The sequence below is a fragment of the Serratia sp. CY55921 genome, from assembly GCF_052167655.1.
GTDB lineage: Bacteria > Pseudomonadota > Gammaproteobacteria > Enterobacterales > Enterobacteriaceae > Serratia > Serratia ureilytica.
In genome coordinates this window covers 1,447,115-1,459,736 of record NZ_JBJNMU010000001.1, presented here as the reverse complement: position 1 = coordinate 1,459,736, position 12,622 = coordinate 1,447,115, and the positions used below count along the sequence as shown (strand labels likewise).

General features: G+C 59.0%; 12 protein-coding genes and 3 tRNA genes. 8 read left to right on the top strand and 7 right to left on the bottom strand.

Going from position 1 to position 12,622, the window contains the following annotated elements; translation table 11 throughout:
* Positions 1-39 precede the first annotated feature (39 nt).
* From sufA to ACJ8M3_RS06885, 7 genes are all read left to right on the top strand, one after another.
* A complete protein-coding gene (sufA, locus tag ACJ8M3_RS06915; protein ID WP_004931368.1) occupies positions 40-411 on the top strand; it encodes a Fe-S cluster assembly scaffold SufA in 372 nt (123 codons plus the stop codon).
* Positions 412-425: 14 nt separating this feature from the next.
* Positions 426-1,922, top strand: a complete 1,497-nt coding sequence (gene sufB, locus ACJ8M3_RS06910; protein WP_197775814.1) for a Fe-S cluster assembly protein SufB — start codon at positions 426-428, stop codon at positions 1,920-1,922.
* A 43-nt stretch (positions 1,923-1,965) separates the two neighbouring features.
* Complete coding sequence (gene sufC / locus ACJ8M3_RS06905) at positions 1,966-2,712, top strand: Fe-S cluster assembly ATPase SufC (RefSeq protein WP_016927936.1); 747 nt, start codon at positions 1,966-1,968, stop codon at positions 2,710-2,712.
* Positions 2,687-3,973, top strand: a complete 1,287-nt coding sequence (gene sufD / locus ACJ8M3_RS06900; protein ID WP_197775813.1) for a Fe-S cluster assembly protein SufD — start codon at positions 2,687-2,689, stop codon at positions 3,971-3,973. Before sufC ends, sufD begins: the two co-directional genes overlap by 26 nt.
* The gene (gene sufS, locus ACJ8M3_RS06895) at positions 3,970-5,196 is read left to right on the top strand and encodes a cysteine desulfurase SufS (RefSeq protein WP_116286371.1); all 1,227 of its coding nucleotides are present in this window, start codon (positions 3,970-3,972) and stop codon (positions 5,194-5,196) included. Before sufD ends, sufS begins: the two co-directional genes overlap by 4 nt.
* Positions 5,197-5,231: 35 nt before the next feature.
* A complete protein-coding gene (gene sufE / locus ACJ8M3_RS06890) occupies positions 5,232-5,648 on the top strand; it encodes a cysteine desulfuration protein SufE (RefSeq protein ID WP_033642907.1) in 417 nt (138 codons plus the stop codon).
* A gap of 298 nt (positions 5,649-5,946) precedes the next feature.
* A complete protein-coding gene (locus ACJ8M3_RS06885; RefSeq protein ID WP_033642908.1) occupies positions 5,947-6,960 on the top strand; it encodes a L,D-transpeptidase family protein in 1,014 nt (337 codons plus the stop codon).
* Positions 6,961-7,100: 140 nt separating this feature from the next.
* Here the strand turns inward: ACJ8M3_RS06885 and ACJ8M3_RS06880 are convergent, their stop codons facing one another.
* The 7 genes from ACJ8M3_RS06880 to ACJ8M3_RS06850 form a co-directional block, all read right to left on the bottom strand.
* Positions 7,101-7,337, bottom strand: coding sequence for a major outer membrane lipoprotein (locus ACJ8M3_RS06880; protein WP_004931354.1), 237 nt, complete (start codon positions 7,335-7,337; stop codon positions 7,101-7,103).
* Positions 7,338-7,644: 307 nt separating this feature from the next.
* Entirely contained in the window at positions 7,645-9,057 is a 1,413-nt protein-coding gene (gene pykF, locus ACJ8M3_RS06875) for a pyruvate kinase PykF (RefSeq protein WP_033642909.1), read from the bottom strand.
* Between the two features lie 393 nt (positions 9,058-9,450).
* Positions 9,451-9,756 (bottom strand): cupin, encoded by a 306-nt coding sequence (locus tag ACJ8M3_RS06870; protein WP_046686960.1) that lies wholly within the window; start codon positions 9,754-9,756, stop codon positions 9,451-9,453.
* Positions 9,757-9,877: 121 nt separating this feature from the next.
* A tRNA-Val gene (locus tag ACJ8M3_RS06865) sits at positions 9,878-9,954 on the bottom strand.
* A 20-nt stretch (positions 9,955-9,974) separates the two neighbouring features.
* A tRNA-Val gene (locus tag ACJ8M3_RS06860) sits at positions 9,975-10,051 on the bottom strand.
* A 20-nt stretch (positions 10,052-10,071) separates the two neighbouring features.
* Positions 10,072-10,148 (bottom strand) — tRNA-Val (locus ACJ8M3_RS06855).
* Positions 10,149-10,329: 181 nt separating this feature from the next.
* Positions 10,330-11,706 carry an MATE family efflux transporter gene (locus ACJ8M3_RS06850; RefSeq protein ID WP_033642911.1) on the bottom strand — a complete coding sequence of 459 codons (1,377 nt, stop codon included), beginning with the start codon at positions 11,704-11,706 and terminating at the stop codon, positions 10,330-10,332.
* Positions 11,707-11,945: 239 nt separating this feature from the next.
* On the opposite strand from ACJ8M3_RS06850, the gene ACJ8M3_RS06845 reads away from it, so the two are divergent.
* Positions 11,946-12,596 carry a riboflavin synthase gene (locus ACJ8M3_RS06845; protein WP_033642912.1) on the top strand — a complete coding sequence of 217 codons (651 nt, stop codon included), beginning with the start codon at positions 11,946-11,948 and terminating at the stop codon, positions 12,594-12,596.
* Positions 12,597-12,622 lie beyond the last annotated feature (26 nt).

The window sequence follows — 12,622 nt, the reverse complement described above, 5'->3', positions numbered from 1 at the left end:
AGATTGGCTGTGGCCAAACACGAGTGTGAGGTAAACCCTATGCAAACGGAAAATGTCGGCACTTTTTCTTTGGACGAGAATGTCTGGCAAGGCATTTCGCTCAGCGACAGCGCCGTACGACAAATAACGAAACTGATGCAGCAGGATCCGCAGGTGAAAGGGCTGCAGCTAGGGGTAAAACAATCCGGCTGCGCCGGCTTTGCCTATGTGCTGGATCTGACCCGCGAACCCGCCGATGACGATCTGCTGTTTGAGCGCGACGGCGCCAAACTCTATGTGCCGCTGAAGGCGATGCCGTTTATCGACGGCACCACGGTAGATTATGTCCGCGAAGGGCTGAATCAGATATTCAAATTCAATAACCCTAAAGCTCAGCATGCCTGCGGGTGCGGCGAGAGTTTTGGCGTTTGAGCGATGCAATCAACATGACACGAAGCAATGTAGAAATGCCTAATGAAGTGCAGGCTTGGGTCAGCGAAGGTCGCTACAAAGAAGGTTTCTTCACCCAGCTGGCAACCGATGAGTTGGCCAAGGGCATCAACGAAGAGGTGGTGCGCGCTATCTCGGCCAAGCGCAACGAACCCGAGTGGATGCTGGAATTCCGCCTCGAGGCCTACCGCGCCTGGCTGCAGATGGAAGAGCCGCACTGGCTGAAGGCCAATTACGATCGCCTGAACTACCAGGACTACAGTTACTATTCGGCGCCGTCCTGCGGCAGCTGCGACGATGCCTGCGGTTCGCAACCCGGCGCCGAGCAGCAACCGGGCGCGGCGACGGAAAAAGATTACCTGACCAGCGAAGTGGAGCTGGCGTTCAATCAGCTCGGCGTGCCGGTGCGCGAGGGCAGCGAGGTGGCGGTGGACGCCATCTTCGACTCGGTCTCGGTCGCTACCACTTACCGTGAAAAACTGGCGGAGAGCGGGGTGATCTTCTGCTCGTTCGGCGAAGCTATCCAGGAATACCCGGATCTGGTGCGTCAGTACCTGGGCCGCGTGGTGCCGTCCAACGATAATTTCTTCGCCGCGCTGAACGCCGCGGTGGCCTCCGACGGCACCTTCGTCTATGTGCCGAAAGGCGTGCGCTGCCCGATGGAGCTGTCGACCTATTTCCGTATCAACGCCGCCAAAACCGGCCAGTTCGAGCGCACCATCCTGATCGCCGACGAAGGCAGCTATGTCAGCTACATCGAAGGCTGCTCGGCCCCGGTGCGCGACAGCTACCAGCTGCACGCGGCGGTGGTGGAAGTGATCCTGCATAAAGACGCCGAAGTGAAATACTCGACGGTGCAGAACTGGTTCTCCGGCGGCGAGAGCAAGGGCGGCATCCTCAACTTCGTCACCAAGCGCGCGCTGTGTGAAGGCGCCGGCTCGAAAATGTCCTGGACCCAGTCGGAAACCGGCTCGGCCATCACCTGGAAATACCCGAGCGTGATTTTGCAGGGCGACAATTCGATCGGCGAATTCTTCTCGGTGGCGCTGACCAGCGGCCATCAGCAGGCGGACACCGGCACCAAGATGATCCACATCGGCAAAAACACCAGGTCGACCATCATCGCCAAAGGCATTTCCGCCGGGCACAGCGAGAACACCTATCGCGGCCTGGTGAAAATCCTGCCGGGGGCGGAAAACGCCCGTAACTTTACCCAGTGCGACTCGATGCTGATCGGGCCGGACAGCGGCGCCCATACGTTCCCTTACGTTGAAGCGCGCAACAACAGCGCGCAGCTGGAGCACGAAGCCACCACCTCGAAGATTGGCGACGACCAGCTGTTCTACTGCTTGCAGCGGGGCATCAGCGAGGATGACGCCATTTCGATGATCGTCAACGGTTTCTGCAAGGACGTTTTCTCCGAGCTGCCGCTGGAGTTCGCCGTCGAGGCGCAGAAACTTTTGGCCATCAGCCTGGAACACAGCGTGGGCTAATCGCCGCATTTTTAGCGCCGTCGGCGCTATCTGAGGACACAGCATGTTAAGCATCAAGAATTTGAAAGTGAGCGTGGAAGGCAACGAGATCCTCAAGGGATTGGATCTGGAGATCAAACCGGGCGAAGTGCACGCCATCATGGGGCCGAACGGCTCGGGCAAGAGCACGCTGTCCGCCACGCTGGCCGGGCGTGAAGAGTACGAAGTGACCGAAGGGGAAGTCACCTTCAAGGGCAAGGACCTGCTGGAGTTGGATCCGGAAGATCGCGCGGGCGAAGGCGTGTTTCTGGCGTTCCAGTACCCGGTGGAGATCCCCGGCGTCAGCAACCACTTTTTCCTGCAGACGTCGGTCAACGCGGTGCGCAAATACCGCGAACAGGAGCCGCTGGATCGCTTTGACTTCGCCGATTTCATCGAAGAGAAGATCGCACTGCTGGATATGCCGGCCGATCTGCTGACCCGTTCGGTCAACGTCGGTTTCTCCGGCGGCGAGAAAAAGCGCAACGACATTCTGCAGATGGCGGCGCTGGAGCCGGATCTGTGCATTCTCGATGAAACCGACTCCGGTCTGGATATCGACGCGCTGAAAATCGTCGCCAACGGCGTCAACTCGCTGCGGGACGGCAAGCGCGCCTTTATCATCGTCACACACTACCAGCGCATTTTGGACTACATCCAGCCGGATTACGTACACGTGCTGTCCCAGGGGCGCATCGTCAAATCCGGCGATTTCTCGCTGGTGAAACAGTTGGAGGAGCAGGGCTATGGCTGGCTTACCGACCAACAGTAACGCCAACGCGTTGCAGCAGCTGTATCGCCTGTTCGAAGGCCGCGGCGGCGAGCGTTCGCCCCATGCGCTGGCGCACTGGCAGCAGGCGCTGCGCCTCGGCTGGCCGACGCGCAAACATGAGAACTGGAAATACACGCCGCTCGAGGGGCTGCTGGAGCAGCAATTCCTTGAGCCGCAGCCCGCGCCGGTGAGTGCAGAGCAGCTTGAGGCGCTGGCGCTCGGCATCGATGCCTGTCGGCTGGTGTTTATCGACGGTCGCTACAGTGCCGCGCTCAGCGATGGCGATCTGGGCGACTACCAGTTCGAGCTGACCGCCTACGGCACGCCGCAGGCGCTGCCGGAGCCCATTCAGCCCGAAGTCTTCCTGCATCTGACCGAAAGCCTGGCGCAGGAAACCAGCCTGATTCGCTTGCCGGCCGGCAAGGCCCCGGCTCGTCCGTTGTACCTGCTGCATATCAGCAGCGGCCGCGGCGTGACGGGGGAAGTGAATACCGTGCATCATCGTCATCATCTGGAGATCGGGCGCGGGGCCGAGGCGGAAGTGATTGAACACTATGTCAGCCTGGGCGAGGCCGCGCACTTTACCGGCGCGCGCCTGACCGCCAACGTGGCGGACAACGCCGGGCTGTTGCACTGCAAGCTGGCGTTTGAAAGCCGGCCGAGCTACCACTTTGCCCATAACGATCTGGTCATCGGCCGCGACGCGCGGGTGAAAAGCGACAGCTTCCTGTTGGGCGCAGGCCTGACGCGCCACAACACCAGCGCGCAGCTGAACGGCGAAGGTGCCAATCTGGTGATCAACAGCCTGGTGCTGCCGGTGGGCAAGGAGATCTGCGATACCCGCACCTATCTGGAACACAACAAGGGCTACTGCGAAAGCCGCCAGCTGCATAAAACCGTGGTCAGCGATCGCGGCAAAGCGGTGTTCAACGGCATGATCAAAGTGGCCAAACACGCCATCAAAACCGACGGGCAGATGACCAACCACAATCTGTTGCTGGGGAAAGTGGCGGAAGTGGATACCAAGCCGCAGCTGGAGATCTACGCTGACGACGTCAAGTGCAGCCACGGCGCCACCGTGGGGCGTATCGATGAAGAACAGCTGTTTTATCTGCAGTCGCGCGGCATCGACAAACGCGCGGCGCAGCAGATGATTATCTTCGCCTTCGCCGCCGAGCTGACCGAAGGCATCGCCAACGACACCATCCGGGAACGGGTGCTGGCGCGCATCGCCCAGCGCCTGCCGGGGGAGGCTGCATGAGTTATCCGATTGAACGCGTGCGCGGCGACTTCCCGCTGCTGGCGCGCGAGGTGAACGGCCAACCGCTGGCCTACCTCGACAGCGCCGCCAGCGCGCAGAAACCGCAGACGGTGATCGACCGCGAACTGGATTTCTATCGCCACGGCTATGCCGCGGTGCATCGCGGCATCCACACCCTAAGCGCCGAGGCGACTCAGCAGATGGAAGCGGTGCGGGAACAGGCGGCGCGCTTTATCAACGCCGCCTCGGCGGAAGAGATGGTGTTCGTCAAGGGCACCACCGAAGGCATTAACCTGGTGGCCAACAGCTTTGGCCGCCACCGGCTGCAGTCGGGCGACGCGATTCTCATCACCGAGATGGAGCACCACGCCAACATCGTGCCCTGGCAGATGCTGGCGCAGGAGCGCGGTCTGCAGCTGCGGGTTTGGCCGCTGCAGCCCGACGGCACGCTGGATCTGGCGCAGTTGCCGGAACTGATCGACGCGTCCTGCAAACTGCTGGCGCTGACCGAGGTCTCCAACGTGCTGGGCACCGTCAACCCGGTGCGCGACATCATCGCCCGCGCCAGAGCCCTGGCGCCGGATCTGACGGTGTTGGTGGACGGCGCGCAGGCGGTGATGCACCAGCGCGTCGATGTTCAGGCGCTGGACTGCGATTTTTACGTGTTTTCCGGCCATAAGCTGTATGGCCCTTCCGGCATCGGCATGCTGTATGGGCGCCAGGCGCTCCTGCAGCAGATGCCACCGTGGGAAGGGGGCGGTTCGATGATCCGTCAGGTCAGCCTGACGGCGGGCACCACCTTCGCCGATCCGCCCTGGCGCTTCGAGGCCGGTTCGCCGAACACCGCCGGCATCATGGGGCTGGGCGCGGCGTTCGATTACGTCGAAGCCCTGGGGCTGAATGCGATCCGCGATTACGAACAGTCGCTGATGCATTACGCGCTTGAGGCGCTCAAGCAGGTGCCGACGCTGAAAATCTATGGTCCGGCGCATCGGGCCGGGGTGATCGCCTTCAATTTGGGGGAACACCATGCCTATGACGTCGGCAGCTTCCTCGATCAATACGGCATCGCCATTCGCACCGGCCACCATTGCGCCATGCCGCTGATGGCGTTTTATCAGGTGCCGAGCATGTGCCGCGCGTCGCTGGCGTTATATAATACCCGCGAAGAGGTGGACCGGCTGGTGGCCGGGCTGCAACGCATTCATCAGCTGTTAGGCTAGCCGGGGCGCGTCCTCGGCGGTACAAAAGGATCCCCATGGCGAATTTGCCGGACAAAGACAAATTGGTGCGTAATTTCTCCCGCTGTTTGAACTGGGAGGAGAAATACCTGTACGTGATTGAACTCGGCGCCAAATTGCCGCCGCTGGACGAGGCCGAGCGGCAGGCCGAGAACCTGATTTCCGGCTGCCAGAGCCAGGTGTGGATCGTGATGCGCTGCGATGAGCAAGGGCAGGTCGAATTCCATGGCGATAGCGACGCGGCGATCGTCAAAGGGCTGCTGGCGGTGGTGTTTATTCTTTATCGTCAATTGACACCACAGCAAATCGTCGAGCTCGACGTGCGGCCGTTTTTCACCGAGCTGGCGCTCAGCCAACATCTGACGCCTTCGCGCTCGCAGGGGCTGGAGGCGATGATCCGCGCCATTCGCAGTAAAGCCGCTCAGCTGGCCTGATCCTTAACGCCACTGCTCTTTAAAGGCTCATTGATATATTCGCTTTGTCAATGAGTCTTTACAATCCGCCGTTTTCCCCAGGGTTCATCCCCCAATTCAGTGATATTTCAGCAGCTTACCCATTGACGTTTCGTTGACAATCAACGACGGCGATTACGTTATAACGTGTTGATTTTTAGAGAACTTATTGCCTTTGATGCCAGCGTTGCTAGTATTAATCAGGTATTGTCTGATTTACCCACCGCCAGGCGCTCGTTAGCCTTGGGGGCGAACCGTCATAAAAAATATAGGGATGATAATGAAACGTGCGTTGAGTTTAATGGGCATGGTCTTCGCCACCGTACTGGCCGGCACGCAGGCCGCCAGTGCGACCGAATACCCGCTGCCGCCGCCGGACAGCCGTCTGATCGGCGAAAACACCACTTATACCGTGCCAAACGACGGCCGTCCGCTGGAGGCGATCGCCGCCGACTACAAGATTGGCCTGCTGGGCATGCTGGAAGCCAACCCCGGCACCGACCCGTTCCTGCCCAAGCCAGGCACGGTGCTGACCATTCCGACCCAAATGCTGCTGCCTGACACCAAGCGTGAAGGGATCATCGTCAACCTGGCCGAGCTGCGCCTTTACTACTATCCGAAAGGCGAGAATAAAGTGATCGTCTATCCGATCGGTATCGGCCAGACCGGGATGCACACGCCGCTGGAGGTGACTTCCATCAGCCAAAAGATCCCTAACCCGACCTGGACGCCCACCGCCAACATCCGCAAGCGCTATCAATCCCAGGGCGTGACGCTGCCTGCGGTGGTGCCGGCCGGCCCTGAGAACCCGATGGGGCTGTTCGCCCTGCGTCTGGCGATGGGGCGCGGTGAATACCTGATCCACGGCACCAACGCCAACTTCGGTATCGGCATGCGCGTCAGCTCCGGCTGTATTCGCCTGCGTCCGACGGATATCGAGGCGCTGTTCAACATGGTGCCGCGCGGTACGCGGGTGCAGGTGATCAACGATCCGGTGAAGATTTCGGTCGAGCCGGACGGCAAACGCTATGTGGAAGTGCACCAGCCGCTGTCGCGGGTGGAAAGCGACGATCCGCAGACCATGCCGATCGCGTTGTCTAAAGCGGAGAAAGCCTTTGCTGCCGATGGGCAAACCGATCGCGCCGTGTTCGATAGCGCGGTTGTCCGCCGCTCTGGCATGCCGGTGCTGGTCAACGTAGGGGAGAGCCCGTCTGAGGTGAGTTTAACGCCTGCAGCGGCTCCTGCGGCGAAAAAGAGCCCATTCAAGGCAGCGCCAATCAGCTCGGTGAACTAAGTTTGCCGGATTGAGCGGTCGAAGAGGGGTTCAGCGTGCTGAACCTCTTTTTTTTGCCCGCCGAGCTGGAAAGCCCAGGCGACAAACAGGCAAAAAAAAACGGCGCACAATGTGCGCCGTTTTCAATAACCAAAGCTATCTTACTTTTTGTAAGCGTGAGCTTGGTTGTCCAGACGCTGGTTAGCGCGTGCTGCGTCGTCTTTAGCCGCTTGAACGTCAGAACGCATTGCGTTCACGTCGTTGCTCAGCTGATCAACTTTAGCGTTCAGAGTCTGAACGTCAGAAGACAGTTGATCGATTTTAGCGTTGCTAGAGCAGCCAGCCAGCAGAGTGGAACCCAGGATTACCGCGCCCAGTACCAGTTTAGTACGATTCATTATAACACCCTCTAGATTGAGTTAATCTCCATGTAGCGTTACAAGTATTACACAAACTTTTTTCGAAAGAGAATAATTTTTTAGTGTTGAGGTGCTTTATTTTGATCGTTCGCTCAAACTTGCATCTGGTTTTACAAATTAGTTAAAAAAACGAGGGAAAACAGCCGGCTTCCATGGGACTACTCCGATTTGTTATTAGCTAAATAATGAGCAGATCGCGGTTGCGTTTTGAGAAAAATAGTTTACTGCCGATAAAAAAACGCCGCAAAGCGGCGTTTTGATCAAGATAATTATGTCACGTTTTATATTACAGCACGTGTACCGAGGCGGTATTGGTGGTGCCGCTCGGCACCAGCGCGCCGGAAACCATCACCACGACGTCGCCTTTTTGCGCCAGGCCGCTGGCCAGCGCGGCTTCTTTACCGATGCGGTAGAAGTCGTCGGTGGAGGCGATTTCTTTGACCATCTGCGGGATAACGCCCTTGCTCAGCACCAGCTGATGCGCGGTGGTCTGGTTGGTGGTCAGCGCCAGGATCACGGCGTTCGGGAAGTATTTACGCACGGATTTCGCTGACTTGCCGCCGCTGGTGGCGACGACGATCAGTGGCGCGTCCAGTTTTTCGGCGGTTTCAACCGCGCCGCGGCATACCGCTTCGGTGATGCGCAGCTTGCGGCGATCGTTCAGGGTATCGATGCGGCTTGGCATCACGCGATCGGTGCGTTCGCAGATGGTCGCCATGATGTTGACCGCTTCCAGCGGGTATTTGCCCTTGGCGCTTTCGCCGGACAGCATGACGGCGTCGGTGCCGTCCAGAATGGCGTTGGCGACGTCACCGGCTTCCGCACGGGTAGGGCGCGGGTTCTTGATCATGGAATCGAGCATCTGGGTGGCGGTGATCACCACTTTACGCGCACGGTTGCATTTTTCGATCATCATCTTCTGGGCGAAGATCACTTCTTCTACCGGGATTTCAACGCCCAGATCGCCGCGGGCAACCATGATGCCGTCGGACGCTTCGAGAATTTCGTCGAAGTTGTTCAGGCCTTCCTGGTTCTCGATCTTGGAGATGATCTGGATCTGCTCGCCGCCGTGCGCTTTCAGGTGCTCGCGGATCTCCAGCACGTCGGAGCGTTTACGGATGAAGGACGCCGCCACGAAGTCGACGCCTTGCTCGCAGCCGAAGATCAGGTCGCGTTTGTCTTTCTCGGCCAGCGCAGGCAGCTGGATGGACACGCCCGGCAGGTTGACGCCTTTGTTCTCGCCCAGGTCGCCGTTGTTCAGCACCTTGCAAACGACTTCGTTCTCGGTCACGTTGGTGACTTCCATGCCGATCAGGCCGTCGTCAACCAGCACGGTGTTGCCGATCTTCAGGTCGGCGGCGAAGCCGGCGTAGGTCACCGCCACGCGTTCGCTGTTGCCGATCACGCTCTGGTCGGTGGTGAAGGTGAAGGTTTGGCCGGCGACCAGAGAGGCGTCTTTGCCGCCTTCCAGTTTCATGGTGCGAATTTCCGGGCCTTTGGTATCCAGCAGGATGCCGGCGTTGATACCGGTTTTCGCCATCACGGCGCGCATGTTCTTGATGCGGTTGCCGTGCTCTTCATAGTCGCCGTGAGAGAAGTTGAGACGCATCACGTTCATGCCCGCATTGAGCAGGTTGGTCAGCATTTCTTCCGATTCGGTTTTTGGACCGATGGTACAAACAATTTTGGTCTTTTTCATGGCGGAGTTTTCTACAAGTTGTGATGGATAAAAAAACGAATTTGACCGGCGTTGTTTACGCCGATAGGGAATTTGAGCCGTGCCTGGTGGTGAAAAACATAGTTAAGGATAGGTGACGACAGTTGATGTGGGGCGGAAAAATTCAGCCCGCGCGGGGGCGCGGGGATGCTGCGCAACGGGGTGAGATTAAATCGTGTTGTTATTGCGTTTTCGCAGATCAAGGGCTGAAACCATTCAACTGATAGACGTTGCGCATTATAAAGGCTAAGCGGCGGGAAACAAAATAAAAAACCGCGGCGGTGCGGCGGATATGTCAAAACGAGGGCAAATGTGGCGCAAATGCAACGCGTTGCGTACGGCTTGTTGCGCAAATAACCTTGCTGTAAATGCGGCTTAGCGCGTTTGCGGGATTTCCAGCAGCACACCGGCGCTCAGGCAGAAGCAGCCGCTGGCGACGTTGGCCGGCAGGGTCAGGCTCTCGCCGGTCCGCACTATCCGCGTGTCGCCGCCGAGGGTGAACTCGAATTCACCCGATATCACCCGGGTTTGCAGCGCGTGCGCGGGCTTTTGCAGCTGGCCGAAGGCCCCGGTCTCGAAACGCACTTCCGCTGCCGGCGAACCGTCGCTCATCACGCCTTCACGACGGGCAAGGCCATTGTCGAGCGGTAAAAAGGGGGTGTTGGCGGTGAAGGTGGTCATGTGGCGTTCCTGATGGCTGATGGCGGTAGTTCGGCGCAATCGACATGAAAAATCGAGCGGTCGGGCAGAGACGAAACAGCGAGAATTATAACGCGATAGGGGGAGAGGTGAATCAGCAATATGGTGCGTCCGAGTGGACTCGAACCACCGACCCCCACCATGTCAAGGTGGTGCTCTAACCAACTGAGCTACGGACGCACTGCACTGCTTCTGAAATTTGGTGCGTCCGAGTGGACTCGAACCACCGACCCCCACCATGTCAAGGTGGTGCTCTAACCAACTGAGCTACGGACGCACTGTACTGCTTCTGGAATTTGGTGCGTCCGAGTGGACTCGAACCACCGACCCCCACCATGTCAAGGTGGTGCTCTAACCAACTGAGCTACGGACGCATCTTTTCCTGTCTGTCATGGCTGACAGCGGGGACGAATATTAACGAGCTACCCGCGTGCTGGCAAGGGGAAAAACGCAATTTTATTCGGTATTTCACGCGATTGCTGAGGTTGTGCGCAGACAGGCGTTTTTTTCCGCAACCCGCTGCCCGGCCGGGGAGAAAACCGGCCGGGAACGGACTCAGCGGGTAGAACGCTGCAGGATGACGGTGGTCGGCTGTTTCTGCAGCCAGCGCATGCGCAGCGCCATCATGATGGCGGCGAAGGTCAGGCCGATGATAAAGCCGATCCAGAAACCGCTCGGCCCCATCGCCGGCACCACCGCATCGGTCAGCGCCAGCAGATAGCCGCTCGGCAGGCCCAACACCCAGTAAGCGATGAAGGTGATGAAGAAGATCGCGCGAGTATCTTTATAACCGCGCAGCACGCCGCTGCCGATCACCTGGATTGAATCCGAGATTTGATACAGCGCCGCCAGCAGCATCAGCTGCGAGGCCATCGCCACCACCGCCGGGCTGTCGTTGTACAGCAGGGCGATCGGTTCGCGGAAGGTGGCGGTAAACAGCGCAGTGCAGACGGCCATGGTGATGCCGACGCCGATGGCGGAGTATGCGGCGACGCGCGCGCCTTCTACCGACCCTTCTCCCAGACGATAACCGACGCGAATGGTGGCGCCGACGCCCAGCGACAGCGGCAACACGAACATCAGCGCGCTGAAGTTAAGCGCGATCTGGTGGCCGGCGACCGCGACGATCCCGAGCGGCGACACCAGCAACGCCACCACGGCGAACAGGGTGACTTCGAAGAACAGCGCCAGCGCCACCGGCATACCGATGCCGATCAGGCGCTTCAGCGCCGCCCAGTCCGGGCCGCCGAGATCGCCTGTCTGGCGCTTGATGTCGCGCTGCGACGGCGCGCGCTTCACGTACCAGCGCATCATCAGGAACATGATCCAGTAGACGCTGCCGGTGGCGACGCCGCAGCCCACGCCGCCCAGTTCCGGCATGCCGAACTTGCCGTAGATAAAGATGTAGTTGATCGGGATATTCACCAGCAGGCCGAGGAAGCCGATCACCATGCCGGGCTTGGTTTTGGACAGCCCTTCGCACTGGTTGCGCATCACCTGGAAGAACAGATAGCCCGGCGCGCCCCACATGATGGCGTGCAGATAACCGACGGCTTTATCCGCCAGCTGCGGATCGATGTTGTGCATCATGTCGATGACGAATTTGCAGTTATACAGCACGACGATCAACAGTACGGAAACGCCGGAGGCCAGCCAGAAGCCCTGACGCACCTGATGGGCGATGCGATCGCGACGGCCGGCGCCGTTTAACTGGGCGATCACTGGGGTCAGCGCCAGCAGCAGGCCGTGACCGAACAGGATGGCCGGCAGCCAGATAGAGGTGCCGACCGCCACCGCCGCCATATCGGTGGCGCTGTAAGCGCCGGCCATGATGGTATCCACCACGCCCATGGCGGTTTGCGAGATTTGCGCGATGATCACCGGGATAGCGAGAGCCAATAAACTACGCGCTTCAATTAAGTACTTCTGCACGCATACACCTTTCTATTTTATATATGTGGGAGGGAGGGCTGCCGCGAGAGGACAACAATTAAAATAGCGGAATTTTGTCAAAAATATTGTACCTGCTCGGCGTCGTTAAGCAAACGCCGCAGATAAATAGTTATTAAATGCGCAGGCACGCGTTTTTTGCCGTCGCGGATTTGGTTTTCAGCGCCAACTGGGGCAAACTGCCGGAAGCGTTTTAATCTATTGAGTAAGAAGAGGCACATATGTTCACCGGTATCGTACAAGGCACCGCGCCGCTGGTCGCCATTGATGAGAAACCCAATTTCCGCACCCATGTGATCGAGATGCCTGCAGAACTGCTGCCGGGGCTGGAGCTGGGCGCGTCGGTGGCCCATAACGGCTGCTGCCTGACCGTCACCGCGGTGGAAGGCAACCGCGTCAGCTTCGATTTGATCAAGGAAACGTTGCGCCTGACCAACCTCGGCGATCTGGCGCTGGGCGACATCGTCAATATCGAGCGCGCGGCGAAATTCAATGATGAAATTGGCGGTCATTTGATGTCCGGCCATATTATATGCACGGCGGAAGTGGCCAAAATTTATACCTCGGAAAATAACCGTCAGGTATGGCTGCGCATGCCGAATGCGGAATTGATGAAATATGTGCTGCACAAAGGTTTCATCGGCATCGACGGCATTAGTCTGACCATCGGCGAAGTGGTGAATAACCGTTTCTGCGTGCATCTGATCCCGGAAACCCTGGAGCGCACTACGCTGGGTAAAAAACGCCTGGGCGATAAGGTGAACATCGAGATCGATCCGCAGACGCAGGCGGTAGTGGACACCGTCGAACGCGTGCTGGCCAATCGGGAAGCGACGCTGGCGGCGGCGGTGGCGCCGGCGCACAAAGACTGACAGCGATTCGGGCGTTGCCGCCGGAG